The organism is Deinococcus sp. Marseille-Q6407 (genome assembly GCF_946848805.1).
Lineage (GTDB): Bacteria > Deinococcota > Deinococci > Deinococcales > Deinococcaceae > Deinococcus.
In genome coordinates this window covers 105074-130950 of sequence record NZ_CAMPFU010000003.1, presented here as the reverse complement: position 1 = coordinate 130950, position 25877 = coordinate 105074, and the positions used below count along the sequence as shown (strand labels likewise).

The following is a 25877-nucleotide window of genomic DNA, read 5'->3' as shown; positions in this document are numbered from 1 at the left end:
ATTAAGCTGGCGTTGCGGCAAACTTCACTCTGGGCCCCGCCGGGGCTGCATACACTACAGTAGATTTAACGGAGGACTATATGACCAAACAGACGAGCAAGAATGCCAGCAGCGCCAGCGCTCTTGGCGAGATCGACCAGAACCGCCTGCTGAGTGGCGCTGCCGGTGGCGCCATGCTGATGCTGGGCCTGCGCCGCCGCGGCGTGCTGGGCCTGGGCATGGCCGCTGTGGGTGGCTACCTGGCCTACCGCGCCGCGACCGGTTCCGACCCCGTAATGGAAGCGGCCGGTCTGGGCAGCGCCAACACGGCCGCCAAGCCTATCTTCGTGGAGCACTCGATCGTGATCGACCGCCCCGCGCAGGACGTGTACGGCTACTGGCGCAAGCTGGAAAACCTGCCCCAGATCATGAGCCACCTGGAAAGCGTGACCGAGCTGGACAGCCGCCGCAGCCGCTGGGTGGCCAAGGCGCCGCTGGGCACCAACGTGGAATGGGAAGCCGAGATCGTGAACGACAAGCCCGGCGAACGCATCGGCTGGCACTCGCTGCCCGGCGCTTCGGTGGACAATGCCGGCAGCGTACAGTTCGAAAGCCTGCCCGGCGACAAGACCCGCGTGCATGTGGCCCTCAGCTACCGTCCGCCGGCCGGTGTCCTGGGTGCGACCGTCGCCAAGCTGTTCGGTGAAGAACCCAGCCAGCAGATTGCCGAAGATCTGCAGCGCTTCAAGACCGCTTTTGAAGGCGGCACCACCAAGAACTGAGCGCGAACGCTTCACACAACAGCATCAAAAAAGAACGCCCCATTTGCGGGGCGTTTTTTCTTGGCGTGCCGGTGTAGGGAGAGCAGGCCGCTGACCAGTTCAGATTACCAGGTCAGATCGTAATCGGAAAAAGGTGTGCCGCTCTTGACGACATTCAGCCCCTGAATCTCGGTCCAGCCGGGGCGGAGATTCGCCAGGCTGCTGCCGTCTTTTTTGCCTAGGCCCGCCGCGCTGTAAATCAGGCCCTTGCCGGCGCTGCGGGCGCGGGGCTCACCGCTGTCCCAGCGACCATTGTTGTTGCTGTCAGCGTAAGCGTAAACGTCGTAGGCGCCCTGCTGAGGCGCAGACGGCAGGCTAACGCTATAGACTTTCTTGTCCGGGTTGAAGGTGGCCAGTGCCAGCTGATCCGGGTTGCTGTTGGTGATTCCAGCCACCGTCAGGCTGGCCAGGGTCAGCTTGATCGGGCCTTTGCCGGTGGGTGCCGCGCCGGTGATGGTGCCTGAAACGTCGCCGTTGGGCAGGCCCAGCTAATTGCAGGAGGCCAGCGCCAGCGGGGCAGCGGTCAGCAGAAGCAGAGCTTTTCTCATGCTGCAAATCTACGGGGCGGCGCGTGAGAAATGCTCCAGCGCTTTCATGAGTCCGGCTGAGTGGTGCTCTCTGACAGGGTGGCCGTGTCCTCGGCTTCTTCGCTGCCCGCTTCTTCCGCTCCGGCTTCGATCACCGTCAGTGAGCGCAGAGTTTTGCCCTGGTGCCAGCCGTACTGCGGGTCACGCAGGCCCAGTGTCTCGGCAATAATCCGGGCGGTGGCCTGGTCAGGTTCATTCTCGTCGCCCAGGCAGAACAGCAGGAATTTGCGGCCCCCTGGTGCAATCCGGATAAAAAGGTCCTCGCCCAGTTCGATCTGCTGGGTGCGGCCGGTGCGTGCGGCGCGGGCCTGGCCGCCCACCAGAGCCGTGCGGACGGTGACGGTGACGGTTTCGTGAGCCATATGACCGGCAGGCTAGCACGCGGCCTGCCGGCCCGGCCGGGTGGTAAAACAGGACATGGAGAAGATGGAAAAGAGTGATTCGCCCCTCAGCCGCCTGGTGGGCCTGCGCCGTCAGGTGCGCGACGTGCCTGCGTACCCTTATGTGCCCAGCCCGGCCCGCATCAAGCTGGACCAGAACGAAAGCGCCTACGATTTCCCGGCCGAACTCAAGCAGCTGGCTGTAGAGCGGATGCTGGAGTGCCCCTGGCAGCGCTATCCCGACCTGCACAGCACCGGTCTGCGGCAGGCCATCGGCCGGCTGGAAGGCTGGGACCCGGAAGGCGTGGTGGTCACGTCCGGCAGCAACGTGATGATCAAGCTGCTGACCGAGCTGGCCGGTATCGGGCAGACGGTGCTGACCACCACGCCCACCTTCTCGGTGTATCCGCTGGAAGCCGGCATGCTGGGCGCCGAACTGGTACAGGTGCCGGTGGAAGCCGACCTCTCGCTGCCGGCCGGGGGACTGCGGCAGGAACTCCGCCGCCGCATCCCCGGCCTGTTCGTGCTGATTCAGCCGCAGGCCCCCACCGGCTACGCCGACTGCCCCGAGGTGGTGCGTAGCCTGGTGGAAGAAGCGGCCGCGCACGGCTGGCTGACCGTGATTGACGAGGCGTATCACCACTTCAGCGAAACCAGTTACCTGGACCTGGTGCGTGAGTTCCCCGGCGTGCTGAGCATGCGGACCTTTTCCAAAGCCTGGGGGCTGGCGGGGCTGCGGCTGGGTTATGCCCTCGCGCACCCCGAGCTGGCCGAGCAGCTGAGCAAGCTGGTGTCGGCCTTTGCCATCAACGTGCTGACTCAGTCGGCGGTGGAAGTGGCGCTGGAACACCCCGAATACGTGCGCGAGCGGGTAGAGGAGAACCGGCGCGAGCGTGAGCGGATGCTGGCGGCCCTGCAGGGGCATCCCCACTGGCGGGCGCGGCCCAGTTCCACCAACTTTTTCCTGATACAGACCGATGATGACGCCGCTGCCCTGCGCCTGCTGGAGGAGCACGACGTGGTGGTGCGGGTGCAAAAAGCCCTGCCGGTGGTGGGCGACTGTCTGCGCGTCAGCGTGGGGTCGCCGGCCGACAACGACGCCTTTTTGCAGGCGGCTGCGGCGGCGCGCTAGGAAAGGCTGCAGCCGTCTCCGTGCGGGCAGAAAGAGGCCTTTACAATGCAGCGGTGACGCTTCCCTTTCTTGCCACGCCGGCTGACCTTGACCCGGGCGAAGCGGTGCCACCCGGCTACCCGCCCCGCTCGGCCTGGCCGCGGGCGGGCCGGGAATGCACCGCCTGCGGCGCCTGCTGCTCGGCGCCGGATATTGCGGCGCTGCACAAGCCGCTGGGGGTGCCCTGCCAGCATCTGGGTGCAGGCTGCCTGTGCGCGGTCTACCCGGCGCGGCCGGCCATCTGCCGCTCGTATCAGCCCGACTGGGTCTGCGGTGAGGTGGCTTCACTGCCCACGCTGGAAGCGCGCACGCGGCGCTTTCTGGAGATTTACGGGCTGCTGGAAGAAGCCGGAGTGCAGCCTGGAACGCGGACGCCGGAGCGCCCCTGACCGTATACTGGATTTTGGCCGCTGGGCGCCGGCATCTGGCAATCAGACGTCATGCGTACCTCGCCCGGCTGGAAACAAGGCCCTGACTGCTCTGGCAGCAGAACAGAGCCGGCCTGCCGCAGCCGCACGTGCGCGTGCGTGCCCCGCCGCAGGCCGCAAAGGAGAGAAAAGCGCCATGCAAGAACTGCAAGAAAAACTGGCGTCCCTCCGGGAGTATCTTTGACATTCCCGGCAAGGAACGCCGACTGAACGAACTGGACCACTTTCTGGCCGACCCGGAACTGTGGAACGACCAGAACCGTGCCCGCTCCATCACCCAGGAAGCCACCGGCGTCCGGAATGTAGTGGAAAAGTACCGCAGCCTCAAGTCCGATCTGGACGGCCTCAGCGAGATGCTGGAGCTGGCCGAGAGTGACGAGGAACGCGAGATGCTGCTGGAAGAACAGACCAGCGTCGAGCAGCGGGTAGACGAGCTGTACCGCGAGACCCTCTTTACCATGAAGCACGCCGATACCCCCGCCATCGTGCGGATCAAGGGGGGCGCGGGCGGCACCGAGGCACAGGACTGGGCCGGAATGCTGGCCCGGATGTACATGCGCTGGGCCGAGCGGCGCGGCTACAAGGTGGACATCCTCGACGAGCAGCCGGGCGACCAGGCCGGCTATCAGAGCATCGAATTCATTATCCGGGGTGAGAAAGCCTATGGCATGATGAGCGCCGAGCACGGGGTTCACCGTCTGGTGCGGGTTTCGCCTTTCGATTCCAACAACCGCCGCCAGACCAGCTTTGCCAGCGTGGACGTGGTGCCGGAAGTGCCGGAAGAGGAAATCGACATTCACATTCCCGATTCCGACCTGCGCCGTGACGTGTTCCGCTCGCAGGGCTCGGGTGGCCAGGGTGTGAACACCACCGACTCGGCCGTGCGCCTGACCCACCTGCCCACCGGCATCGCGGTGGCCTGCCAGATTACCCGCAGCCAGATCAAGAACCACGAGCTGGCCCTGCAGATTCTCAAGCAGCGCCTCTACGACATCGAGATGAAAAAGCGCGAGGAAGAGGCGCTGGCGGCCCGTGGGCAGCAGTCGAGCGTGGAGTGGGGCAGTCAGATGCGCTCTTATGTGCTGGACAAGCAGTACATCAAGGACCACCGCTCGGGCCTGATGCAGCACAACCCCGATGAGGTGCTGGACGGCGCCCTGGACGATCTGATGTGGGCCGGCCTGGAGTGGAAAGCCGGTAAGCGTGTAGCCGATGAGGACAGTGACGACGAGTAAGGTCGCCTGACCGGTTCCGGTCAGCGTGCCGGGGAGCAGCAGAAAGCCGTGGTCCCGCTCTGAGGGGCCGCGCCGGGCCAGAGCACTTTCCGGAGTGCCTGGCCTCACTTTTGGCTGTTGTGCCGCTTCTGTGCCACAGAAATGGTTAATCTTGGCTGAGAACCCTGTGAACGAAGCTGCACCTGCTCTGGCCCGCTGTTCACCCCGCCCAGAACCATGACTGATCTGCCTGCCATTTCCGGATTCCGCCCGACCCGCCTGCTGGGTACGGGGGGCACCGCCCACGTTTATCTGGCGCGGGATACGGCCGGCCGCCGGGTGGCCCTTAAGGTACTGCTGCCCGAGCAGGAGCGCGTCAGCAACCCAGCTGCCGCTGAAATGTTCGCCAACGAGGTCCGGATGACCCTGCAGCTGCAGCACCCGCAGCTGGTGCGGGGCTACGCCGGGCAGCCTTACGGCGAGGACGCCTATCTGGCGCTGGAGTATTTCCCGGAAGGTTCGCTGGACCAGCAGATGATGGCCGGGGTGCCGCTGCCGCTGGAACAGGGCGCCCGGATTCTGCACGGGGTGGGCAGTGGCCTGGCCTATATGCACGGGCAAGGCGCAGTGCACCAGGATGTCAAAACCCAGAATGTGTACCTGGACAGCGAGCGGGCTGTGCTGGCCGACTTCGGCTGCTCTTATATGGTGGGTCAGGGCGGGCGTGCGGGCGGCAGCCCCTTTTATATGGCCCCCGAGATTTACCGCGGTGAGGGCGGCACGGCGGCCAGCGACGTGTACTCGTTCGGAGTGCTGGGCTACGAGGTGCTGACCGGACAGCGGCCTTTTCAGGGCACCAGCTACGACGACCTGATGGGTGAGCACCTGGTGGCCAGCCCGCCGGCACTGGCGGCGCTGAATCCGGCGGTGCCCCGGTCTCTGGCCCGGCTGCTACAGCGTGCTCTGGCCAAGGCTCCAGCCGACCGGCCCGGGCTGCCCGAATTGCTGGCCGAGTTGGAAACGCTGACCGGTCAGCCAGAGGCGGCACTGGCTCCGCCAGACTCCTCAGCTTGCACCGAAAGCGGGATGCAGCTGGGCCGGCCAGCGGCGCCGCTGGCTCCAGCAGCCTCGGCCGAGCCGGAAGCCCCAGCGGCCGGGCTGCTGGCCCGCCTGAATCCCTTTCGTAAAAAGGGGTAAAAAAAGCCCCTGGCCGGGGTGCCGCGCTTGGGTCAGCGTGACCAGCAGGGCATCCACAGCAAAGGGTCAGGGACGCAGTTTCTCGAACAGCAGCAGGGGAGCGTCCAGCGCTACCGCCTGCCAGTGGTTCTGGCGGTGCATCGCCTGGGGTGGGCAGCTGTTGATGCAGGCCATGCAGCCGGTGCAGGCGCTGAGGTCCAGCGTCAGGTGCAGGGTGCCGGCCGCGTCGTGGGTGCGGGTGATCGCCTCGGTGGGGCAGACATTGGAGCAGACCGGGCAGTCCATGCAGCTCTCGTCCACCAGCGGCGCCGGCCAGTACACAGCTGCGCCGGCCGGGGGCGGCGGGTTGAGGGTGGCTTTGCGCCAGCGCCATTCCTGCGGGGTGCGCTCGGCCGGTTCGCTCCAGTCCACGAACGGCAGCGGTGAATCGGGAATCAGGCCCACCAGTTCGCGCCGGCCACTGCTGACCAGCTGACTGAGTGCGCCGCGCCGCGAGAAGCGCTGGTCGCGTTCACGGTCGCCCGGCTGCGCGGCCCGCACCTCGACTTCGGCGGGGCGCCCGGTGGCTTCCCGCAGCTGCTGCGCCTCGTCCAGCGCCAGGTGCAGGCGCCGGGGAACGTCGTAAATGCCCACCGGGCAGCTGGCGCATTCTCCATGAATCAGGGTCAGCGGCACCTGCCAGGCTCCGGCGGCCGAAAGCAGCGCCGGGGTAACGCGGCCCAGGCAGGGCACGCTGGGCCCGCCCGCTCCACTCTGCGAGCAGGTCAGGCTGGCTGCCGCAGCCGCCTGCTGCGGGCCGCCGCGCTGGTCGCGCACCGAGGCCAGCGGGCCGGTCAGGTCGTATTCCAGAGCGCCGCTGGGGCACACCTGCACGCACAGGCCACAGCCGGTGCACAGGTCCGGGTCAATCTGCACCGAGTCGCCCAGCGGGCCCAGCACCACCGCCTCGTGCGGGCAGGCCCGGGCGCACAGGTCACAGCCACCGATCGTCTGGCGCTCGCGCAGGCAGCGCTGGGCGGTGTAGCGCGGCTCCTGCGTGCCCAGCTCGCTGAGGCGGTCCAGCCAGCGGTTCATGCGCCCTGCCGGAGGAGCGGGGCGGAGGCGGCCAGCGGAAAGAGAGAAGAAAGCAGCGTCTTCACAGAGGCTCAGCATAGCCCGCCCCCCGTGCCCAGACGGGGCCTGGAGTGCCATTGCGCCGGAACACTAGACATGGACAGCGGCAAAGCCGAGGCCGTCTCAGCAGGCGGTTAATGCTTTTTCACCCGGCTGCCCTGCGCCGGCCCGCACAATGTTCTCATGACCACTCCCGAGCGTGATGCCCAGCGTCCTGAAAGTCAGGCGGCCGATTCCCGGACCCCGGCAGCCCCAGCTGCAGATGCCCAGCTCTCAGATTCTCAGGTGCCGGGCCTCGGCCAGAGTGCCGACGCGGCCGATGCTCTGGGCAGCGCCGACCGCAACGCCCCCAGCGACGCTGCCGGCAAGCCGCTGTATGCCGAGCAGAGCACCGCACAGGCGGCCGGCACGTCGCAGGTGACTGGCACGGCGCAGGCGCCTCGGACTGGCGAGGCAGCTGCGCCCACGTCACAAAAGGTGGCCTCGCCGGCTGCCTCTGCCAGCGCCGCAGCACCGGCGCTCCATCCGGACGCCGACCAGCTGGCCCAGGCGGAAGCGCCCCGCCCCGCAACCAGCGTGGAGCAGCTGCCAAAGCACACTGAAGGACATACGGTCACCTACTCGGCCGCAACCGGCGGCGTGCAGCGGGTGGAATCGAGCGCGGCAGGCCGCAGTGAGGCCGAGCAGCCCACCAACGACCATACCCCGGAAGAAGGTGGCGTGCTGGACAGCCTCAAAGAAACGCTGCTGAACCGCACCGAGGGCCTGCGTCAGCGTGGCAGCCAGCTGGCCCAGTCCGCCCGGCTGCGGATGGAAGTGATGCAGTACGGCCGCGACCTCGAAAGCCTGTATGCTCGGCTGGGCCGCGCCTATCATCACCACGCCGACCGCGAAATTCTGGCCATGATTGAGCAGGAAATCACTCAGGTGGAGCGCGATATCGCCCTGCGTGAGCGGCAGCTGGACAGCCAGGACGTCAGCCACGAATTGCAGGTGCAGCGGGTCAAGGCGGCCCGCGCCCGGCCCGACGTTAACCTGCCGGACCCCACCATGCCCAGCGTGGCCGGCGCCATCGGCATTGAGGAGCGGCCGCCCCGGATTCAGCACCACCTCGAAACCGAAAAGCGCGACACCTTCTTCGGACTGGATAAGGGCGGGGTAGATCAACAGGCCACCGTCTCCGGCGGCAACGCAGCTTTCGACACCCAGATTGAACCGGAAGACTCGGTGGTGTCGCTGGATGACCTAGAAGAAGCCGAGCAGCGCCGCCGCGAGTAGGGCCGGAACTGACCATTGGCCTGGCTCCAGCGCCGCACATTTTTAGATAATTAGATAAAAAGCCGGACTCCTGCTTGGAAGTCCGGCTCTTTCACGTGTTCTCGGGGGGGCAGGCTTACAGGTCGCGCCGGCTGAAATTCCACATGGCAGCCAGCACCGCCAGTACGGTCAGGGCGATGGCCCACAGCAGCATCCCGGTGTTCATCGGGTCACTGCCGAAAAAGGGATTGGGCACCGGCGAGAGCTTCAGCCCGGCGTTCACTTCCGGGTCCTGCAGGTAGTAGCTGGCGCCCAGCCACAGCTCGTTGGTGGGCATCAGGGTGTTGGCAATCCGGCTGAGGGTCAGCATGATCGGACTGTTCACCAGGGTGCCGATGGAGTTCAGGATACCGCCGGCCATGCCGACCCCGTACAGCACGAACACGCCGATGCCGTTGGCGAGGGTGGTGAACAGGGTGCTGCCCAGCACGGTCAGGCCGGTAATCAGGACAATGCTCAGCAGCATCAGGCCAATCGCCATCAGCGGGTGCGGCGGCACGAAGCCGGTCAGCAGATAAATGCCGCCCAGCATCGCCGCGCTGACCAGCAGCACATACAGCACGTTTACCACGCTGAAGCCCAGCCAGCGGCCGGCCACCAGTTCGGCGCGACTGACCGGCCGCGAGATGATGCTCTGCACCACGCCGCTTTCCACGTCTCCGCTGACCGAGCCCACCGTGGACAGCACTGCCATCAGCGAGCCCAGAAAAGTCACCAGGTACATGCCGAACATGGTGGCAAAGTTGATCGGCAGCAGCGCACTGCCCAGCTGCCCGGTCACGGGGTCGAGGCCGCCGGGCCGGTCCAGAAAGTCCAGATACATCCGGTGAATGCCGTAAAGGTAAAAGCCTACGAACAGGCTGGTCAGAATCAGCAGGACCGCCACCAGCCGTTTGCGCAGCGATTCGCGCAGCGACAGGTTGGCAATCAGCTGCACCCGGCGCGGGTTGAGGTTGAATTCGGACAGCTCAGGCATGGGCGGCCTCCGGGGCAGCGGCGCTGGGGGCCGAGTCTCCGCTCTGACCCACCAGTTCCAGAAAAATGTCTTCCAGCTCGGGGCGCTGCGGGGTCACCTCGTATACCTGCGCGCCGCTTTCGACCAAGTGGCGAACCACATCCGGCAGTTGCCCTTCATGCTGCAAGCTGACTTCCAGGGTATTTGTGCTCTGCGAAAGCAGCGGACCCAGCGGGCGCAGGGTTTCCAGCACGGCGGGCGTCACTGCGTCCAGGCGCACCCGCACCCGCAGGTCGCCGCCCATGATGTCGCTGAGGCGGCCCTGCTTGAGTACCTGACCCTGGCGCACAAAGGCCACGTGGTCACACACCTGCGCCACCTCGGACAGCAGGTGCGAGTTCAGGAACACGCTGACGCCTTCGCCGCGCAGGTCCTCGATGATCCGGCGCACCTCCATGCGGCCGATAGGGTCCAGGGCGCTGGTGGGTTCGTCCAGAAAGACCAGCTTGGGGCGTGCCAGCAGCGCCGAGGCCAGCCCGGCCCGCTGCAGCATGCCCTTGGAATACCCGTCCAGCCGCTCCTCGCCGCGACCGCCCAGGCCCACCCGTTCCAGCACCTGCGGAATCCGGGCGCGAATCTCGGCGTCTTTCAGCCCGGCCAGCTGGCCGTGGAAAGTCAGGAATTCATGCCCGGTCATCCAGGTCTGGAAGCGGAACTGCTCGGGCAAAAACCCCAGCCGAGCCCGCACCGCCGGGCTGGCCGGCGACCCGCCCAGCACCTCGGCCACGCCGGAGGTGGGGCGCACCAGCCCCAGCAGCATCTTGACGGTGGTGCTTTTGCCGGCGCCGTTGGGGCCCAGGAATCCGAACACTTCGCCTGGGTCCACCCGCAGGTTCAGGCCGCGCACCACCTCCTTGGAGCCGTAGCGCTTGTGCAGGTCGTGGGTCAAGATGGCGGGGGTGCCGCTGTTGGGGGGCGCAGTCATGCGAGCACCATAGCCGCGCCCGGGCCGAGCAATTGTCGCGCGCGGACGGTCTGAAGCCCCGGTCAAGTTGCTCCCGCCTCGTCTCTGGCCTGTTCTCTGGCCCGGTCCCGGAGCTGGCCCAGCCCGCCCTCCCTATAATTGGCCGTGTGAGACAGCTGGGTGGCTACGAATTGCAGCAGAATCTGGGCGGGCGCGGCGCCGCGCTGGTCTGGCAGGGCCGGGACGGCGACGGGCGGCCGGCGCTGGTCTTCCTGCTGCCGGCCGCCTATCTGCCGCAGGCCCGCACTGACCTGGGCAGCCTGCACCCGGCGCTGCTGCCGCTGGACCGCTCCGGCGTGGCCGAGGTGCCGGGCGAGGGCGGCCAGCCGGGCGGCCGCGCGGCGTACCTGGGCAGCCGGCTGCCCTCTGAGGCACAGCCGCTGGACACGCTGGACCGCGCCGGTGTGCTGACCCTGCTGGACGCGCTGACGGCCCTGCACCGCGCCGGAGCGGTCCACGGCGGTCTGTGCCCGGCGGCGCTGTGGCGCACCCCGGCCGGAGAGACCCGCTTGGCCGGGGCGGGGGTGCCCTGGGCAGCCGGCGCAGAAACCCAGCCCACCCCGGCCCAGGACCTACACGGGCTGGGCGACGCGCTGGAAGGCGTGCGCGAGGCTCCCGACCTGCCGGCCGACTGGCTGGCGGCGCTGCGGTCGGCCAGCGGGCCACAGCCGGCGCAGGTGCTGCTGGAACGCTGGCAGCCAGTGCCGGCGCCGGCGGAGGAACGGGGGAAAGCGACTGGCCCGCGGCCCGCTGCGGCGGCGGCGCCTGCCGAAATGACAACGGCGCCTGCGCCGGCTCGCCAAACTCCGGACCCGGCGGCCCCTGCTGCTCGTGCCCGCCGTCTGCCGCTCTGGCCCTGGGCGCTGGCGCTGCTGGTGGCCGCTGCCACTGTGCTGGGCAGTGTCCGCACCACGCAGTTTCTGCGGCCGCCCGACGCGCCGCAAAATGAGCCAGACTGCTGCGCGGTGAGCTATACGGTGCATGGTGCCGACCTGCCGGTGCATCTCCAGGTGCTGGACACGCCGCCGCAGCTGAAGATGCCGCCGGCCCAGGCCGAAAGCACCGCGCCGGGCACCATGCAGCTGCCTGGCCCCGGCGAGTACCGGGTGCGCGTCTGGGCTGATGGCTACACGCCCCAGACCATTGCCATCAGCGTGCCGCGCAGTGAGCCGGTGGTCATCAACCTGGAATGATGCGCGGCCTTGAGCAGGTTGCTGCAGGTAAACTGGGAACAGATTATGCGACCCTACTTACTTTTGCCTCTGCTGCTGGTGGCCTGTCAGGCCCCGGCTCAGGGCCCCCAGGACGCTGCCGGTTCTCAGCCGGCGACCAGCGCCGCTTCTGCACCGGCCACCGCTGGCACGCCTGTGCCTTCCCAGGACACCACTTCTGAGGCCCAGGCGACAGCCGCGTCTCCAGCCACTGCCGCCACCACCGCTGCGCCAGCCGCCCTGAAAGCCAATGTGGTCCGGCGCTGGCCGCACGACACCGCCGCCTTTACCGAGGGCCTGCAGTACGTGGAGGGCCGTTTTCTGGAAAGCACCGGGCAGGTGGGGCAGTCCGGCGTGCGCTGGGTGGACCCCAAAACCGGCCGGGTGCTGGAACAGGCCGCCACTCCCACCCCGGGCGCTTTCGGCGAAGGCGTCACCTTCCTGAACGGGCGGGTCTATCACCTCACCTGGCAGGACGGCGAAGCCTACCGCCTTGACCAGGCCCTGCAATTGCAGGAAACCTACACCTATCAGGGCGAAGGCTGGGGCTTGGCCCATGACGGCCAGCAACTGATCATGAGCAACGGCAGCGCCGCGCTGGCCTTCCGCGACCCGGACACCTTCAAGGTGACCCGCGAAATCACCGTGACCGATGCGGGCCAGCCGGTCACGCAGCTGAACGAACTGGAATGGGCCAATGGGTCCATCTGGGCCAATGTCTGGCTGCAAAACCGGATTGCCCGGATTGACCCACAGACCGGGCAGGTCACCGGCTGGCTGGACGCCTCCGCGCTGGCCGCCGAAGCGACCCAGGCCGCCGCGGCCAAAGGCCAGCAGTTCACCACCGACGATGTGCTGAACGGCATCGCTTACAACGCCGAAACCCACCACTTCTACCTGACCGGCAAGCGCTGGCCCTTCGTGTTCGAGGTGCAGGTGAGCGGGAACAACTGAGGCCGCTGCGCTGCCGGGCCTCTACTGCGCCAGCAGGGCCGAGACCCGCGCCCAGATGTCTGCCTCCAGCTCATCCGCCGGGCGGGTAGCGTCCAGCACCAACCAGCGCTCCGGATCGGCGGCGGCCAGTTCCAGAAAGCCGGCGCGCAACCGGCGGTGAAAGGCCAGGTCGGCCCGCTCCAGCCGGTCTTTTTGCCCGCGCTGCGCGACCCGGCCCAGCCCGGCGGCCGGGTCAATATCCAGCAGCACGCTCAGGGTCGGGGTCAGGCCGCCGGTGGCTTCGGCAGTCACGCTGCGCAAAAAAGGCAGCGGCAGTCCCCGCCCATAGCCCTGATAGGCCAGGGTGGAGTCGGCGTAGCGGTCGCACACCACCACCTCGCCGCGGGCCAGCGCCGGCTGCAGGACTGTGCGTACCAGCTGCGCCCGGCTGGCCGAATACAGCAGGAACTCGGCCAGCGGGTCAATCTCCAGTGCCGGGTCCAGCAGCGCAGCGCGAATCTGCTCGCCTGCGGGGGTGCCGCCGGGTTCCTTGGTGAACAGTGCAGGTACGCCGGCTGCTGCCAGCCGGGGCTGCAACCTGGAAAGCTGGGTACTTTTGCCGGCGCCCTCGCCGCCCTCGAAAGTGATGAAGGCGGGGGGCGGGAAGGTCCGGGCGGTCACAGGCCGGTGGGCTGGTGAATGAACTGCCACGGCAGCCCGAATTCCTCCTCGATTTTGGCGGCCAGGGCACGCACCCCAAACACTTCGGTTTCGTAGTGGCCGGCAAACACAGCGTTCAGACCGTATTCAAAAGCGTCGTGGAAATACTTGTGCTCCGGCTCACCGGTCAACAGGGTATCCAGCCCCATCCGCGCCGCTTCGGGAATCAATCCCGCGCCCTCGCCCGAGCTGATGCCGATGCGGTGAACGAAGGGATGGTTGCCGGAATGAACCAGGCAGATTTCGCCGGTCAGCTTCTGAATGCGGTCGGCAAAGTCCTGCAGGTCCAGTTCGCGGGGCAGGGTGCCGGCCAGGCCCAGCTTCTTGCCGCCGTATTCACCGAAATCTTCCATGTCTTCCAGCCCCAGCGCCTGGGCCATCATGGCGTTGTTGCCCACCTCGCGGTGGTAGTCCAGCGGCAGGTGCGAGGCGTAGATGTTCAGCCCGGCTTCCAGCGCGGCCTTGACCCGCCGGCCGTGCGGCCCGGCCACCGCCAGCGGCTTGCCCCAGAACAGACCGTGGTGCACCAGCAGCAGGTCGGCGCCGGCTTCGGCGGCCGCTTCGATGGCGCGCAGGCTGCCGTCCACGCTGGCGGCTATGCGGGTAATGTGCTCTTTGCCCTCCACCTGCAGGCCGTTGAGGCTGGCGTCAGCAAAAGCGTCGGTGTCGAGGTAGCGGTCCAGCCAGCGCACCAGTTCGTCGCGCGGCACGCCGGCGCCGCTGCGGGCCGGGGCCTCGGTGTTGGGATTCGATGCAGTCATGGGGTTCAGTGTATAGGCCACCGCCAGGGAGCGGGCGGAAGCACCGTTACGGTCCTGCCGGCAGGTACCGGGCCAGGACCGTGTCCGCCGGGCTGACATGTGCATGACATGAAGCTGACCTTTATCTGACGCTCAGGCCCCAGGCTGAAAGCCATGAAAAAGATCCTGACTCTGGCCCTGGGCCTTGTCGCCGCCGCCAGCGCTTCCGCTTCTGCTCAGACCATCACCGGTGCGGGTGCCTCGTTCCCCAACCCGCTGTACTCCAAGATGTTCGCCGAGTACAAGTCCCAGACCGGTATTTCCGTGAACTACCAGTCGGTGGGCTCTGGCGCCGGCCAGAAGCAGATCATCAACCGCACCGTGGATTTCGGGGCCAGTGATAACCCCATGACCAACGACATGATGAAGCCGGCGCCCGCCGCGCTGCTGCACGTGCCCACCGCCATCGGCGCCGTGTTCCCGGCCTTCAACGTGCCCGGCGTGAGCAACATGAAACTGACCGGCGACGCCCTGGCCGGCATCTACCTGGGCAGCATCAAGCGCTGGAACGACCCCCAGATCACCGCGCTGAACCCCGGCCTGCGCCTGCCACCCCTGCCCATCACCCCGGTGCGCCGCTCTGATTCGTCCGGCACCACCTACGTGTTTACCGACTACCTCAGCTCCATGAACTCTGCGTTCAAGGGCCGTGTGGGCCGTGGCAACGCCGTGAAGTGGCCGGTGGGCAGCGCCGCCAAGGGCAACGACGGTGTGGCCGGCGCGGTCAAGAGCACCCCCGGCGCCATCGGCTACGTGGAGCTGGCCTACGCCAAGCAGAACCGCCTGCCCTTCGCGCAGCTGAAGAACAAGGCCGGCAACTGGATCACCGCCGATAACGGCCCGGCTTCGGCGGCCGCGACCGGCGTGGTGATCCCCAGCAACACCCGCGTCAGCATCGTGAACAGCGGCAACGCTCAGGCCTGGCCCATCTCCAGCTTCACCTACGTGATCTTTTACAAGGACCAGAAGTACGGCAACCGCAGCGAAGCCCAGGGCAAGAACCTCAAGAACCTGCTGTGGTGGATGACCCACGACGGCCAGAAGTTTAACGAGGGCCTCGACTACGCCCGCCTGCCCGGCAACGTGATGCCCAAGGTGGAAAAGATCATCAAGAGCATGACCTACGGCGGCAAGTCTCTCTGATCTCGTTGGTTTCTCTGAGCCGTGCCTGAACGGCACCGGCCCGAATCCGCAGCAGGGTTCGGGCCGGTGCCGTTGTAACCGGCAGACGACTCCTCCCCGGTAGCCGAGCTGACCTTCAGCTGACAAAGGCCCATTCAACTGAGAGGCAGATGCAGCAGACCGTCTCCTGCTACGCCGGCCTCCGCCTCCGCCCTTCAAGGAAGTGCCCCATGAGCCAGTACACTGAGCGCCCCACTGCCGGGCGCGGCCTGAGCAGCCGCAGCGACGACGTGTTCCGCAACGTCATCATCGGACTGTCGCTGGTCATTGCCCTGATTTTTATCCTGAGCGTCTATCAGCTCGCCACCGTTTCCTGGCCCACGCTGCGGACCTTCGGGCTGGATTTCTACACCGGCCGCGTCTGGGACCCGGTCAACAACGTTTACGGCGCCTTTTCGATGATCATCGGCACCCTGGTGACCAGCTTGATTGCGCTGGCCATCAGCGTGCCGCTGGCAATTGCCAGTGCGCTGTTTATCGCGGAATACTCGCCCCGCTGGCTGGCCGGCCCGGTCGGTTACCTGATCGAGCTGCTGGCCGCCGTGCCCAGCGTGGTGTACGGTCTCTGGGCACTGGTGGTGATTGCGCCCAAGCTGGCCGCGTGGCAGCTGACCTACTTCACCGAGCCGGCCAAGCTGGAAACCTACTCGGCCTGCCAGAACCTGTGGACCCAGGGCACCAGCAGCTTTCAGTGCTTCTTCGTGCCCTCAGCGGCCGACGGGCGCGGGCTGGCGCTGGCCACATTGATTCTGACCGTGATGATCCTGCCCTACACCGCTTCGGTGGCCCGCGACGTGATCAATCTGGTGCCGCGTGATCAGCGCGAGGCGATGTACGCGCTGGGCGCCACCAAGTGGGAAGTGATTTCGCGGGCGGTGCTGCCCTACGCCCGCGCCGGCATCATGGGCGGCGTGCTGCTGGCCCTGGGCCTGACCCTGTTCTTCGTGTCGGTGCTGGTGAATATCGTGGCCCGCGCCGTGATCAAGCGCCTGACGCCGGAGGGCATCAAGTGAGCGCCGTTCGTGAAGACGCTGCGGCCATGCGCCGCCGCGTGCCTGGCATCAGCCCGGCCCGCCGGGTCACCAACCTGCTGATGGGTGGCCTGATTTCGCTGGCGACCCTGCTGGTGATCGCCCCGCTGGTCCTGATCTTTTATTACCTGCTGACCACCGGGGTGCAGACCCTGACCCCCGAGTTCTTTACCCAGACGCCCGCGCCGCTGGGCGAAACCGGCGGCGGCCTGAAAAACGCCATCGTCGGCAGCGTCACCATGCTAGGCATGGCCTCGGTGATCGGCATTCTGGTGGGGGTGTCTGGCGGCATTTTCCTCTCCGAATATCCCCGCCACCCGCTGATGCCGGTGATCCGGATGCTCAGCGACGTGCTGGCCGGCATTCCTGCCATCGTGATGGGTCTGGTGGTGTACGGGCTGCTGGTGCTGCGCTTCGGCTTTTCGGGCCTGGCCGGCGCCCTGGCGCTGGGCTTCTTGATGATTCCTATCGTGGTGCGCACCACCGAGGAAACCCTCAAGCTGGTGCCCCGCGCCACCCGCGAGGCTGGCCTGGCCCTGGGCCTGCCGCGCTGGAAAGTGATCTTGCAGATCGTGTTGCCTGCAGCGGCTGGTGGCATCGTGACCGGCGTGATGCTGGCACTGGCCCGCGTGGCCGGCGAGGCAGCGCCGCTGCTGTTCACCGCTTTCGGCAACAACGCCGTAACCACCAACCTCACCCAGCCGATGAGCGCCCTGCCGGTCGAAATCTTCAAGCTGGCGACCAGTGCCTACGAAACCGACCGGCAGCTGGCCCAGGCCGCCTCGCTGGTGCTGATTCTGCTGATTCTGGTGACCAGTCTGCTGGCCCGTTATTTCAGCAGCCCCCGCAAATACCGCGCCAAATAAGCCAGCATTCTGCCCCGGCCCGCGCCCTCTTTCTCCCTCAATTTCCCCAGCAAGGAGCTTTCTGCCCATGACCCCTATCCTGGTCGCCCGCGACGTCAATATCTTTTACGGTGATTTTCACGCCCTTAAGAATGTCAGCCTGGACGCCGAAACCGGCACGGTGAACGCGCTCATCGGTCCTTCGGGCTGCGGCAAGACCGCCTTCCTGCGCTCGCTGAACCGCATGCACGACCTGACCCCCGGCGCCCGCGTGGAAGGCACCATTCAGGTGGACGGCCAGGATATCTACGGGGCCGGCGTGGACCCGGTCGCCATGCGCCGGCGGGTGGGCATGGTCTTTCAGAAGCCCAACCCCTTTCCCACCATGAGCGTGTTCGACAACACGGTGGCGGGCCTCAAGCTGGCCGGCGTGCGCGACAAGAAGCGCCTGATGGAAGTGGCCGAGCGTTCGCTGCGCGGTGCGGCGCTGTGGGACGAGGTCAAAGACCGCCTGGACATGCCCGGCATGGGCCTTTCCGGCGGACAGCAGCAGCGCCTGTGCATCGCCCGCGCCCTGGCCGTCGAGCCCGACGTGCTGCTGATGGACGAGCCCACCTCGGCCCTCGACCCGGCCAGCACCGCCAAGATCGAGGAGCTGATGGGTGAGCTGAAAAAAGTCACCACCATCCTGATCGTGACCCACAACATGCAGCAGGCGGCCCGCATCAGCGACACCTGCTCAGTGTTCCTGAACGGCGACATGATCGAGCACGGCTCCACCGAGCAGATTTTCCAGAACCCCCAGGACCGTCGCACCGAGGATTACGTCTCGGGCCGTTTCGGCTGAGCGCCCGCTTTCCGGAGCACTCTGGCCGGGCGGCTCCGGTCACCCTCCTCACAGTTCATGCCAGTTTGCTGGACCCCGTTCCCAGACGGGGTCTTTTGCGTTGTCGCTGCCTAGACTGCCGGGTGGGGGAGACCGGCTCCGTTTCCTGTTTCTGCCCGTTTCTGTCTGTACTTTTCTTGATCCTCTCCGGCTTAAAGGAGTCCCAATGACTGCACCTGTATTGCCCCAGCCTCTGCCCCAGATTATTCAGGGGGGCATGGGCGTTGCCATTTCCGACTGGCGGCTGGCCCGCGCCGTCTCCACTGCCGGGCAGCTCGGCATCGTGTCGGGCACCGGCATCGACAGCCTGCTGACCCGCCGCCTGCAAGACGGCGACCCCGGCGGGCACGTCCGGCGCGCCCTGGCGCATTTTCCCAATCCCGAGATGGCCCAGCGCGCCCTGGACGGTTATTTTCTGGAAGGGGGCCGCGCCGAAGGCCAGCCCTACAAGCGGGTGCCGCTGCCCAGCGTGGGCCGGCTGGATCCGGCCTGGGACCTGGCGATCGTGGGCGGCTTCGTGGAAACCTGGCTGGCCAAGGAAGGCCACAGCGGTCTGGTCGGCATGAACCTGCTGACCAAGCTGCAGATGCACACCGTGCCGCCGTTGCTGGGTGCCATGTTGGCCGGCGCCGACTTCGTGATCATGGGTGCCGGCATTCCCCGCGACATTCCGGCGGTGCTGGACAACTTTGCCCAGGGTCTGCCCGGCAGCATCCGGCTGGACGTGAAGGGCGAACCTGAAGGGCACGCCACCCGCCTGACCCTCGACCCGGCCGACTATGGCCTGGACCTGGGCAGCCTGGGCCTTGCCGGGCTCAAGCGCCCTAATTTCCTGCCCATCGTCACCTCGCATGTGCTGGCGCAGACGCTGGCCCGTAAGGCGAGCGGCAGCGTGGAAGGCTTCGTGATTGAGGCGCCCACTGCCGGCGGCCACAACGCGCCCCCACGCGGCAAATTGCAGCTGGACGAACTGGGCCAGCCTATCTACAGCGAGCGCGACCTGGCCGACCTGACGCAGATGCGCGACCTGGGCCTGCCGTTCTGGCTGGCCGGGGGCAGCGGCAGCCCCGAGGGCTTGCAGCACGCCTTGAGTGAGGGCGCCGCCGGCATTCAGGTGGGCACGCTGTTCGCCTACTGCACCGATTCCGGCATGGACGACGGCCTGCGCCGCGAGGCCCTGGCCCAGATCCGGGCCGGCGCCAGTCTCCGCACCGACCCGCTGGCCTCGCCCACCGGCTTTCCTTTCAAGGTGGTGCAGCTGCCACACACCCTTTCCAACCCGCAGCTCTACGCCGAGCGCACCCGCATCTGCGACATCGGCTACCTGCGCGAAGCCTACTGGCAGGAGGGCGCAGGCAAGGACGGCGCGGGCCGGGTGGGCCTGCGCTGTGCCTCGGAACCGATTGAAACCTACGTGCGCAAGGGCGGCCGGCTGGAAGCCACCGTGGGCCGCAAGTGCCTGTGCAACGGCCTGATGTCCGACGCCGGCTTTCCGCAAACTCAGAAAAATGGTGAGGTGGAGCGCCCGCTGCTGACCAGCGGTGACGACGTGGTCAAGCTGGCCCACTGGCCCGACCGCTATGCCGCCAGCGACGTGATCGGCTATCTGCTGGGCCAGTCGCGGCCGGCCGCTGAACCTCAGGCGGAGGGGACGGCAGCGGAAGACGGCCCGCAGCTGTCACCCAGCATGGCCGGACACCTTTGAACATGGATTTGCAGCCGTGCCTCCCAATGAAAGTGCCACGGCTGCAGTGGGCAGGCGGGCGCTTCATAGAGCCTTTCTTTAAGTTGCCCTGACCCGGATTTGACGTCCAGCACTCTATTCTGAACTATCCATGTTGCACTCTGCCCGCGCCACCCTGCTGACCTCCGGTCTGCTCCGCATGATTTCCATCGCGTTGGAGCAGCTCGGGGCGGTCCGAGCAGCTTCAGAACGGGCCGAGTTTGCCGGGCTTTCGGCCGTGACCAACTCGCTGGAGTCGGAAACCGACCGCCTGGAGCGCGATATCGGCGAGCAGTGCCTGCAGGGGTTTGCGCAGCCGCAGAGTGGAACCTCGCCGGAGTTTTACCTGATGGTGTTCCGCAGCCTGGCCCACCTGGAGCGGGTCGGCGACTACGCTTTCGGGGTGGCGTCCGACCTGGAGCGGCTGGCCCCGCGCACCCGCAGCGCCACCTTGCAGGACGTGCTGCCCATCACGGCACACCTGACCGAGATGCTGGAACTGCTGGCCTATGCCATCAGCGAGCACGACCTGGACGCCGCCCGCCGGGTGCAGCAGATGGATTTCGAGGATGTGGACGCCCTTTACGAGCAGATGCTGCGGGCCAGCCTGACCCGGCTGCGCGAGCGCCCCGAAGACCACGAGATTGCCCTGGCCGCCAGCCGCATCGCCCGGAATCTGGAGCGGCTGGGCGACCATGTGGGGCATGTGGCCGCCCGGCTGGAGCGCTACCTGCTGGCTGAGGCCAACCGGCCGCCGCGCGCCGCTACAGCCGAGACTGAAACGGCGGAGCGCCTCGCCATCAACCCCGGCAAAAACGGCGCTGGCCCCGCTTAGGGCCGCGCCGCTGGTAGGTTGCTGGCCTGAGACGGCTCAGTCGATCAGCGATTCCACGCGTTCTTTGAGGTCACCTTCCTCGTTCATCATGCCGGTGCCGTCCACGCCGCGGTCGCGGGTGCCGGGGCCGTCCTGCACCACGCCGCTGTCGCGCTCGGGGTAGCCCACCTGGCTGCCTGCGGGGTCGCGGGGTTCCACATCGTCGGGGCGGATCACTTCGTCGCTGGTATGTCCGGTCATGCGTTCACCCTAAGGTACGCGCCCGGCCGCCCGGATGCGGGCAAACTAAAGCGGTCTGAAGCTTTGGGGCGGCGCAACCTATATGCTGGGTGCCGTGCGCGTGTTTGCCCTGGCCGATCTTCACCTGTCCGCGGTGAACCCCAAACCGATGACGATTTTCGGCCCGAACTGGGCGGGGCACCCGGACGCCATTTTCGAGCACTGGCCTGCGCTGGTGCGCGGAGATGACCTGGTGCTGCTGCCCGGTGACCTGTCGTGGGCCATGACCCTGGACGACGCGCTCGTGGACCTGCAGCGGGTGGCCGAGCTGCCCGGCGAAAAGGTGCTGCTGCGCGGCAACCACGACTACTGGTGGTCCAGCGTGTCCAAGCTGCGCTCGCGGCTGCCGCAGGGCATGTACGCCGTCCAGAACGACGCCCTGCGCTTCGGGCCGCCGGGGGCCGGGGTGGTGGTGTGCGGCACCCGTGGCTGGGACACGCCGGGGCACAACCCGCTGGACAGCCAGGACGAAAAGATTCTCAGCCGCGAGGCCGAGCGCCTGCGCCTGAGTCTGGTAGCGGCGCACCGACTTCAGCAGCCCGGCGACCGCCTGATCGTGATGCTGCACTACCCGCCGGCCAGTCCGCCCTTCCAACCCAACGTGCTGACCCCGCTGCTGGCCGAATCCGGCGCCGACCAGATCATTTTCGGGCACCTGCACGGCATTCCGCAGGAGCGGACAGTGGGACAGGTGGGCGGCATTCCAGCTTGCCTGGTGGCCGCCGACGCCCTGAACTTCCGGCCCCGGCTGCTGCTGGACCTGGACGCCGGGGCCGAGGCGGTGGGCTGAAGCTGAAGCTGAAGCGAGTGCCCGGAGGCAGTTCGGCCGGCCGCCATCCGGCTGAGATACGCTACAGGGCATGAAACGCTCGATGCTGGCCCTGACCGCCGCCGTGCTGAGCAGCTTGGCCTCGGCCCAGATACCTTCCAAGTTGGCCCCCGTGCCGAGCTGGAGTGCTGAGTTGAGCGCTCCGCGCAGTGTGAGCGGCGAGCTGCCGCTGACCCTGACCGTGTACAACGTCGGCGGCAAAGACCTGTTCCTGGCCGCCCCACGTGACAGCCGCCAGAACTGTGCCGCCGCGCCGCTGGTGCGGGTGCTGGAAGTGGGCACCCGCCGGGTGGTGTATCCGGCCCCTGACGCCGAGCCGCTGCTGTGCGCGCAGGACCTGGATATTCGCACGGTCGCGGCGGGCGGCAGCGTGGTCTACACCCGCACACTGAACCTGCCGGCCGGCGAGTACATGGTGGAAGGCTGGCACACCGGCGGCGGTCAGAAGGTGCCGGCCCAGCCGGTGCGCGTGACGGTACGCTGAGCTGAACTGCCCGGGCCAAGGCGACTGTTTCATCAAGGGCCGTTCAGGTCAGCATCAGCCGGGTCTTTTATGCTGTAAAGGATGAAAAACTTGCTTCCCCTGCTTCTGATGGCTGCCACTCTGGGCGGCGCTGCATTTGCTCAGTCGTCCGTCAGTGCCCCATTGCCTACACCGCAAAAGACGGTCGCTCAGGTGCCGGCTGGGCTGTCGGCCCACGCTTCGGCCCCTCGCTACACCAGCGGCCCGGTGCGGCTGACCCTGTCCATTGCCAACGCTTCGGACCAGAGCCAAACGCTGAGTGCGCCGCGCGACAACCGCCAGGAATGCGTGGCGGCGCCGCTGGTCCGCGTATTGGAAGCCGGAAGCCGCAGCGTGGTTTATCCGCCCGCCCGCAGCGGTAATGCCACGATGTGCGCTCAGGACATGCTGATCAAGGAGGTGCCGGCCGGCGGCTCGCTGCACCTGGAGCGCAGCCTGGACCTCCCGGCCGGCGACTATCTGATTGAGAGCTGGTTCAGCGGCAATGCGGCTGACGGTAATGTGAAGCTCCCTGCCGAGCCGGTGCGTGTCACCGTCTGGTAAACCGGACACTCTGGCCCTGCTGGTGTATGGTGCGCGGTGCGCCGAGCAAGTCTGTCCGCTCTTGGGCTGGGCCAGCCATTTCATGAAGGACGGCTTAGCCCAGCATCAGCCCAGCATCAGCCCAGCATTTTACTCTGCGTGACATGAACAAAGTGTCTTTTCTGACGTTCCTGACCGCGCTGGGCGGTGCTGCATTTGCTGGAGCGCAGGCGGCGCCGGCCGTGGTAGGCACCACCACTTCTCTCGCTGCGGCGCCGGTGTGCCGTGAGCTGGGCTGCCGCCTGCTGGGCAGCCGAATAGACAGCAGTGGTCCCGGTAACCCGCTAAACGTGTCCACCTATGTACTGCCGCAGGGCCAGCGGCTGGAAGAGACGCGGCTGCATCTACCGGGCCGCCCGGGACATGGCCAGACCGTGCGGCTGCGCTATGACCGGGGCAACTCCGGCTACGGTGCCGTGAATGCCGCCAAGCTGGCCTCGGCCGGTGCCGGGCGGGCCATCACGGCGGCGCAGGTGCGTGGCTGCTGGAATGGGGGCCCGACTTCGGCCACGTCCCCCGCGTCATCTCGCAGCGCGGTTTTAACGACCCGCTGGTGACCTGCGAGGTGCGCGGCGGCCGGCAGACCGTGACGGTCAGCGTGGCGCTGTAACCGCCGGCCGCCGTTGGGCAAATGCCGCTGAGCGGTGCGACGGAAGGTGAGCGGCAGGGGCCGGGGGAGACTGTGCCCCCACTGGCCCCGCCGCTTTTTCTGTGCCTCCCCGCGCTACTATTCTGAGTTATGGAACTCAAGGCGCAGCTCAAGCAAGCCGTTCAGCAGGCCGCCCAGGCGCTGGGCGCGGAACTGGACCCCGCCATTCAGGAAACGCCGGCCGGCAAGAAGGGTGATTACGGCACCCCGGCCGCCTTCCAGATGGCCAAGACGCTGGGCCGCAACCCCGCCGAGGTGGCGCAGGAACTGGCCCGCAGCATCCAGCTGCCGGCCGGTATCGCCCGCGTGGAAGCCGCCGGCCCCTTTCTGAACTTCTTTGTGGACGTGGCCGACTTCGTGCGTGACATCGTGGAGAAGCCCACGCCGCTGCCGCAGCAGGAAGGCAAGGTGGTGATCGAGCACACCTCGGTCAACCCCAATAAGGAACTGCACGTGGGGCACCTGCGCAACGTGGTGCTGGGCGATTCGCTGGCGCGCATCATGCGGGCGGCCGGGCATACCGTGGAAGTCCAGAACTACATTGACGATACCGGCCGGCAGGCGGCCGAGTCGCTGTTCGCGCGCGACTTTTACCACCTGGAGTGGGACGGCCAAGAGAAGTACGACCACTGGATGGGCAAGGGCTATGTGCGCCTGAACGCCGACCCCGCCAAGGCCGAGCAGGAAGAAGGCATCCGCGCGGTGATGCACCGCCTGGAAGCCGGCGAACTGCGCGCCGAGATTGAGAAAATCGTGCAGGCGCACCTGGAAACCTGTTTCCGGCTGGGTGCCCGCTACGACCTGCTGAACTGGGAATCCGACGTGGTGGGCAGCGGCTTTCTGAGCAAGGCCATGAATATTCTCGAAGGCAGCCGCTACACCTCGCGCCCGGCCGAAGGCAAATATGCCGGCGCGTTCGTGATGGACGTCTCCGAGTTCATGCCGGGCCTGGAAGAACCCAATGTGGTGCTGCTGCGCAGCGACGGCACCGCCATGTACGCCGCCAAGGACATCGGCTACCAGTTCTGGAAGTTCGGGCTGTTTGAAGGCATGAAATTTAAGCCCTTTACCACTGACCCCGAAGGCAAGACGGTCTGGACCAGCGCCCCCGACGGCGAACCCGATACGGACCGGCGTTTCGGGCACGCGCAGGAGGTCATCAACGTGATCGACTCGCGCCAGAACCACCCGCAAACGGTGGTGCGCTCGGCGCTGGGCGTGGCCGGCGAGGACGAGAAAAAGGACCGCTCGGTTCACCTGTCCTATGCCTTCGTGACGCTGGAAGGCCAGACCATCAGCGGGCGCAAGGGCATTGCGGTGGCGGCCGACGAGGTGATGGACGAGGCGGTTCAGCGTTCGCTGAAGCTGCTGCAGGAGATCAACCCCGAGCTGGCCGCCCGTGAGGACGCCGCCGAGATTGCCCGCCGCATCGGCATCGGGGCGATCCGCTTTGCGATGCTCAAGGCCGAACCGACCCGGCAGATCGACTTCCGCTGGGACTCCGCGCTGGCCCTGACCGGCGACACCGCGCCTTATGTGCAGTACGCGGCCGTGCGGGCCGGCAACATCCTACGCAAAGCTGGGGACGAAGGCCACGCTGTTGATGGCACCGGCGCCGACTGGGCCGCCCTGCCGGAGATTGACCTGGCGCTGGCCAAGGCGGTGGCCCGCCTGCCGGAAGTGGTGGAGCAAGCCACCCGGATCCACTCGCCGCACGTGGTGGCGCAGTACGCGCTGGACCTGGCCACCACCTTCAATTCCTGGTACAACGCCAAGGACAAGGCCGGCAAGCCCGCCACCAATGTGCTGCAGTCGCCTGCGGGCCTGCGCGAAGCCCGGCTGGCCCTGGTGGCCCGGGTGCGCCGCGCCTTCGAGGAAACCCTGGACCTGATCGGCATCGAAGTTCCGGCGGCGATGTAAAGCCCGGCCCGGCGCCGTTCACGGGCGCTGCGGCTGACCTTATATATAGAGAAAAGAAGGCGTCCATCGGGAATCCCGGCGGCCGCCCTGCTTTTTACCCCTGGTTGGACATTACTTGGGCTCAATCAGCCCGTAGTGGCCGTCCTTGCGGCGGTAGACCACGCCGCAGCTGTCGGTGCCCATGTTCTTGAACACGTAAAAGTCGTGCCCCAGCGCTTCCATCTGAAAGACGGCGTCCTGCGGGGTCATCGGGCGCAGCTCAAAGCGCTTCTGGCGCACGATTTCGGGCTGGACTTCTCCGTCTTCCTCGCCCAGCTGCGCGGCCTGCTCGGCGGGGCCGGGCTCCGGCTGTGGCTGCGCCTCGTGGCGCTGCTTCAGGAACTTGGTCTTGAACTTGCGCAGCTGGCGTTCCAGCACGTCACTGGCCTTGTCAATCGCGGCGTACATGTCGGCGTTGCTCTCCTCGGCGCGAATAATGCCGTTTGGCACGTTGATCTGCACCTCGACCCGGTTGCGCCGGGCGGCGTTCTTCACGTCGCGCACCGTCAGCGTCACGCGGGCGCTGGTGATCTGATCGTGAAAGCGGTCGAGACGCGAGAGCTTTTCGTCCACGTATTCGCGCAGGGGGTCGGTGATTTCCACGCCGCGGCCAGAGAGCTGAGCAATGTTCACTAGACTTCACCTCTTTCCGTTCAGCTGCAGCGGTTCCGGCCCAGCGTCGGTGCGGGCCCAGAGACGGAGCA

General features: G+C 66.9%; 28 protein-coding genes. 19 read left to right on the top strand and 9 right to left on the bottom strand.

The window, feature by feature from the left end:
- Positions 1 to 80: 80 nt before the first annotated feature.
- Complete coding sequence (locus OCI36_RS07690) at positions 81 to 761, top strand: SRPBCC family protein (RefSeq protein WP_261664514.1); 681 nt, start codon at positions 81 to 83, stop codon at positions 759 to 761.
- A gap of 104 nt (positions 762 to 865) precedes the next feature.
- Here OCI36_RS07690 and OCI36_RS07685 read toward each other — a convergent pair whose 3' ends face one another.
- Together OCI36_RS07685 and OCI36_RS07680 are read right to left on the bottom strand one after the other, a co-directional pair.
- Positions 866 to 1195 (bottom strand): hypothetical protein, encoded by a 330-nt coding sequence (locus OCI36_RS07685; RefSeq protein WP_261664513.1) that lies wholly within the window; start codon positions 1193 to 1195, stop codon positions 866 to 868.
- A 197-nt stretch (positions 1196 to 1392) separates the two neighbouring features.
- On the bottom strand, positions 1393 to 1749 hold the full coding sequence (locus tag OCI36_RS07680; protein ID WP_261664512.1) for a hypothetical protein: 357 nt from the start codon (positions 1747 to 1749) through the stop codon (positions 1393 to 1395).
- A 64-nt stretch (positions 1750 to 1813) separates the two neighbouring features.
- Here OCI36_RS07680 and OCI36_RS07675 point away from each other — a divergent pair, with 64 nt between their 5' ends.
- From OCI36_RS07675 to OCI36_RS07660, 4 genes are all read left to right on the top strand, one after another.
- Positions 1814 to 2899, top strand: a complete 1086-nt coding sequence (locus tag OCI36_RS07675; RefSeq protein ID WP_261664511.1) for a pyridoxal phosphate-dependent aminotransferase — start codon at positions 1814 to 1816, stop codon at positions 2897 to 2899.
- 53 nt (positions 2900 to 2952) lie between these two features.
- Positions 2953 to 3327 carry a YkgJ family cysteine cluster protein gene (locus OCI36_RS07670; protein WP_261664510.1) on the top strand — a complete coding sequence of 125 codons (375 nt, stop codon included), beginning with the start codon at positions 2953 to 2955 and terminating at the stop codon, positions 3325 to 3327.
- A 175-nt stretch (positions 3328 to 3502) separates the two neighbouring features.
- A protein-coding gene (prfB, locus tag OCI36_RS07665; RefSeq protein ID WP_261664509.1) for a peptide chain release factor 2 occupies positions 3503 to 4601 on the top strand; the annotation gives its coding sequence in 2 pieces (ribosomal slippage) (positions 3503 to 3547 and positions 3549 to 4601; 1098 coding nt in all).
- A gap of 216 nt (positions 4602 to 4817) precedes the next feature.
- Positions 4818 to 5777, top strand: coding sequence for a serine/threonine-protein kinase (locus OCI36_RS07660; protein ID WP_261664508.1), 960 nt, complete (start codon positions 4818 to 4820; stop codon positions 5775 to 5777).
- A 66-nt stretch (positions 5778 to 5843) separates the two neighbouring features.
- Here the strand turns inward: OCI36_RS07660 and OCI36_RS07655 are convergent, their stop codons facing one another.
- Positions 5844 to 6851 carry a 4Fe-4S binding protein gene (locus OCI36_RS07655; protein ID WP_261664507.1) on the bottom strand — a complete coding sequence of 336 codons (1008 nt, stop codon included), beginning with the start codon at positions 6849 to 6851 and terminating at the stop codon, positions 5844 to 5846.
- Positions 6852 to 7073: 222 nt separating this feature from the next.
- Between OCI36_RS07655 and OCI36_RS07650 the strand changes: the two genes are divergently transcribed.
- Entirely contained in the window at positions 7074 to 8168 is a 1095-nt protein-coding gene (locus OCI36_RS07650) for a hypothetical protein (RefSeq protein ID WP_261664506.1), read from the top strand.
- A 115-nt stretch (positions 8169 to 8283) separates the two neighbouring features.
- On the opposite strand, the gene OCI36_RS07645 is transcribed toward OCI36_RS07650, so the two are convergent.
- Together OCI36_RS07645 and OCI36_RS07640 are read right to left on the bottom strand one after the other, a co-directional pair.
- Positions 8284 to 9183, bottom strand: coding sequence for an ABC transporter permease (locus tag OCI36_RS07645; protein WP_261664505.1), 900 nt, complete (start codon positions 9181 to 9183; stop codon positions 8284 to 8286).
- Positions 9176 to 10147 carry an ATP-binding cassette domain-containing protein gene (locus OCI36_RS07640; protein ID WP_261664504.1) on the bottom strand — a complete coding sequence of 324 codons (972 nt, stop codon included), beginning with the start codon at positions 10145 to 10147 and terminating at the stop codon, positions 9176 to 9178. Before OCI36_RS07640 ends, OCI36_RS07645 begins: the two co-directional genes overlap by 8 nt.
- Before the next feature lie 146 nt (positions 10148 to 10293).
- Between OCI36_RS07640 and OCI36_RS07635 the strand changes: the two genes are divergently transcribed.
- Both OCI36_RS07635 and OCI36_RS07630 read left to right on the top strand, forming a co-directional pair.
- Positions 10294 to 11379, top strand: coding sequence for a hypothetical protein (locus OCI36_RS07635; protein WP_261664503.1), 1086 nt, complete (start codon positions 10294 to 10296; stop codon positions 11377 to 11379).
- A gap of 45 nt (positions 11380 to 11424) precedes the next feature.
- Positions 11425 to 12351, top strand: coding sequence for a glutaminyl-peptide cyclotransferase (locus OCI36_RS07630; RefSeq protein ID WP_261664502.1), 927 nt, complete (start codon positions 11425 to 11427; stop codon positions 12349 to 12351).
- 21 nt (positions 12352 to 12372) lie between these two features.
- Here the strand turns inward: OCI36_RS07630 and tmk are convergent, their stop codons facing one another.
- On the bottom strand, positions 12373 to 13011 hold the full coding sequence (tmk, locus tag OCI36_RS07625; RefSeq protein WP_261664501.1) for a dTMP kinase: 639 nt from the start codon (positions 13009 to 13011) through the stop codon (positions 12373 to 12375).
- Positions 13008 to 13811, bottom strand: a complete 804-nt coding sequence (locus tag OCI36_RS07620) for a Nif3-like dinuclear metal center hexameric protein (RefSeq protein ID WP_261664500.1) — start codon at positions 13809 to 13811, stop codon at positions 13008 to 13010. The genes tmk and OCI36_RS07620 overlap by 4 nt, the downstream gene beginning before the upstream one ends.
- Positions 13812 to 13964: 153 nt before the next feature.
- Between OCI36_RS07620 and pstS the strand changes: the two genes are divergently transcribed.
- From pstS to OCI36_RS07590, 6 genes are all read left to right on the top strand, one after another.
- Entirely contained in the window at positions 13965 to 14993 is a 1029-nt protein-coding gene (gene pstS, locus OCI36_RS07615) for a phosphate ABC transporter substrate-binding protein PstS (RefSeq protein ID WP_261664499.1), read from the top strand.
- A 209-nt stretch (positions 14994 to 15202) separates the two neighbouring features.
- Positions 15203 to 16045 (top strand): phosphate ABC transporter permease subunit PstC, encoded by an 843-nt coding sequence (pstC, locus tag OCI36_RS07610; RefSeq protein WP_261664498.1) that lies wholly within the window; start codon positions 15203 to 15205, stop codon positions 16043 to 16045.
- A gap of 26 nt (positions 16046 to 16071) precedes the next feature.
- Positions 16072 to 16929: a phosphate ABC transporter permease PstA gene (gene pstA, locus OCI36_RS07605; RefSeq protein WP_261664887.1), complete on the top strand. Its 858-nt coding sequence runs from the start codon at positions 16072 to 16074 to the stop codon at positions 16927 to 16929.
- Between the two features lie 67 nt (positions 16930 to 16996).
- The gene (gene pstB, locus OCI36_RS07600) at positions 16997 to 17755 is read left to right on the top strand and encodes a phosphate ABC transporter ATP-binding protein PstB (RefSeq protein WP_261664497.1); all 759 of its coding nucleotides are present in this window, start codon (positions 16997 to 16999) and stop codon (positions 17753 to 17755) included.
- Positions 17756 to 17960: 205 nt separating this feature from the next.
- Complete coding sequence (locus OCI36_RS07595; RefSeq protein WP_261664496.1) at positions 17961 to 19499, top strand: nitronate monooxygenase; 1539 nt, start codon at positions 17961 to 17963, stop codon at positions 19497 to 19499.
- Between the two features lie 130 nt (positions 19500 to 19629).
- A complete protein-coding gene (locus OCI36_RS07590) occupies positions 19630 to 20352 on the top strand; it encodes a phosphate signaling complex PhoU family protein (RefSeq protein ID WP_261664495.1) in 723 nt (240 codons plus the stop codon).
- Positions 20353 to 20388: 36 nt separating this feature from the next.
- Here OCI36_RS07590 and OCI36_RS07585 read toward each other — a convergent pair whose 3' ends face one another.
- A complete protein-coding gene (locus OCI36_RS07585; RefSeq protein ID WP_261664494.1) occupies positions 20389 to 20592 on the bottom strand; it encodes a hypothetical protein in 204 nt (67 codons plus the stop codon).
- A 94-nt stretch (positions 20593 to 20686) separates the two neighbouring features.
- Between OCI36_RS07585 and OCI36_RS07580 the strand changes: the two genes are divergently transcribed.
- The 5 genes from OCI36_RS07580 to OCI36_RS07560 all read left to right on the top strand — a co-directional run bounded on the left by OCI36_RS07580 (position 20687) and on the right by OCI36_RS07560 (position 25134).
- Complete coding sequence (locus OCI36_RS07580) at positions 20687 to 21421, top strand: metallophosphoesterase (protein ID WP_261664493.1); 735 nt, start codon at positions 20687 to 20689, stop codon at positions 21419 to 21421.
- Positions 21422 to 21491: 70 nt separating this feature from the next.
- Entirely contained in the window at positions 21492 to 21944 is a 453-nt protein-coding gene (locus OCI36_RS07575) for a hypothetical protein (RefSeq protein WP_261664492.1), read from the top strand.
- An 81-nt stretch (positions 21945 to 22025) separates the two neighbouring features.
- A complete protein-coding gene (locus tag OCI36_RS07570; RefSeq protein ID WP_261664491.1) occupies positions 22026 to 22526 on the top strand; it encodes a hypothetical protein in 501 nt (166 codons plus the stop codon).
- Between the two features lie 143 nt (positions 22527 to 22669).
- On the top strand, positions 22670 to 23122 hold the full coding sequence (locus tag OCI36_RS07565; protein ID WP_261664490.1) for a hypothetical protein: 453 nt from the start codon (positions 22670 to 22672) through the stop codon (positions 23120 to 23122).
- A 182-nt stretch (positions 23123 to 23304) separates the two neighbouring features.
- Positions 23305 to 25134 carry an arginine--tRNA ligase gene (locus OCI36_RS07560; RefSeq protein ID WP_261664489.1) on the top strand — a complete coding sequence of 610 codons (1830 nt, stop codon included), beginning with the start codon at positions 23305 to 23307 and terminating at the stop codon, positions 25132 to 25134.
- Positions 25135 to 25245: 111 nt separating this feature from the next.
- Here the strand turns inward: OCI36_RS07560 and hpf are convergent, their stop codons facing one another.
- Positions 25246 to 25806 carry a ribosome hibernation-promoting factor, HPF/YfiA family gene (hpf, locus tag OCI36_RS07555; RefSeq protein WP_261664488.1) on the bottom strand — a complete coding sequence of 187 codons (561 nt, stop codon included), beginning with the start codon at positions 25804 to 25806 and terminating at the stop codon, positions 25246 to 25248.
- Positions 25807 to 25877 lie beyond the last annotated feature (71 nt).

Excerpts from the sequence above, each read along its gene's own strand:
- OCI36_RS07690 (WP_261664514.1), top strand. The coding sequence starts at position 81 with ATGACCAAACAGACGAGCAAGAATGCCAGCAGCGCCAGCGCTCTTGGC.
- OCI36_RS07680 (WP_261664512.1), bottom strand. The coding sequence starts at position 1,749 with ATGGCTCACGAAACCGTCACCGTCACCGTCCGCACGGCTCTGGTGGGC.
- OCI36_RS07675 (WP_261664511.1), top strand. The coding sequence starts at position 1,814 with ATGGAAAAGAGTGATTCGCCCCTCAGCCGCCTGGTGGGCCTGCGCCGT.
- OCI36_RS07660 (WP_261664508.1), top strand. The coding sequence starts at position 4,818 with ATGACTGATCTGCCTGCCATTTCCGGATTCCGCCCGACCCGCCTGCTG.
- OCI36_RS07655 (WP_261664507.1), bottom strand. The coding sequence starts at position 6,851 with ATGAACCGCTGGCTGGACCGCCTCAGCGAGCTGGGCACGCAGGAGCCG.
- OCI36_RS07650 (WP_261664506.1), top strand. The coding sequence starts at position 7,074 with ATGACCACTCCCGAGCGTGATGCCCAGCGTCCTGAAAGTCAGGCGGCC.
- OCI36_RS07645 (WP_261664505.1), bottom strand. The coding sequence starts at position 9,183 with ATGCCTGAGCTGTCCGAATTCAACCTCAACCCGCGCCGGGTGCAGCTG.
- OCI36_RS07640 (WP_261664504.1), bottom strand. The coding sequence starts at position 10,147 with ATGACTGCGCCCCCCAACAGCGGCACCCCCGCCATCTTGACCCACGAC.
- OCI36_RS07630 (WP_261664502.1), top strand. The coding sequence starts at position 11,425 with ATGCGACCCTACTTACTTTTGCCTCTGCTGCTGGTGGCCTGTCAGGCC.
- OCI36_RS07620 (WP_261664500.1), bottom strand. The coding sequence starts at position 13,811 with ATGACTGCATCGAATCCCAACACCGAGGCCCCGGCCCGCAGCGGCGCC.
- pstS (WP_261664499.1), top strand. The coding sequence starts at position 13,965 with ATGAAAAAGATCCTGACTCTGGCCCTGGGCCTTGTCGCCGCCGCCAGC.
- pstC (WP_261664498.1), top strand. The coding sequence starts at position 15,203 with ATGAGCCAGTACACTGAGCGCCCCACTGCCGGGCGCGGCCTGAGCAGC.
- pstA (WP_261664887.1), top strand. The coding sequence starts at position 16,072 with ATGCGCCGCCGCGTGCCTGGCATCAGCCCGGCCCGCCGGGTCACCAAC.
- pstB (WP_261664497.1), top strand. The coding sequence starts at position 16,997 with ATGACCCCTATCCTGGTCGCCCGCGACGTCAATATCTTTTACGGTGAT.
- OCI36_RS07595 (WP_261664496.1), top strand. The coding sequence starts at position 17,961 with ATGACTGCACCTGTATTGCCCCAGCCTCTGCCCCAGATTATTCAGGGG.
- OCI36_RS07590 (WP_261664495.1), top strand. The coding sequence starts at position 19,630 with ATGTTGCACTCTGCCCGCGCCACCCTGCTGACCTCCGGTCTGCTCCGC.
- OCI36_RS07585 (WP_261664494.1), bottom strand. The coding sequence starts at position 20,592 with ATGACCGGACATACCAGCGACGAAGTGATCCGCCCCGACGATGTGGAA.
- OCI36_RS07575 (WP_261664492.1), top strand. The coding sequence starts at position 21,492 with ATGAAACGCTCGATGCTGGCCCTGACCGCCGCCGTGCTGAGCAGCTTG.
- OCI36_RS07570 (WP_261664491.1), top strand. The coding sequence starts at position 22,026 with ATGAAAAACTTGCTTCCCCTGCTTCTGATGGCTGCCACTCTGGGCGGC.
- OCI36_RS07565 (WP_261664490.1), top strand. The coding sequence starts at position 22,670 with ATGAACAAAGTGTCTTTTCTGACGTTCCTGACCGCGCTGGGCGGTGCT.
- OCI36_RS07560 (WP_261664489.1), top strand. The coding sequence starts at position 23,305 with ATGGAACTCAAGGCGCAGCTCAAGCAAGCCGTTCAGCAGGCCGCCCAG.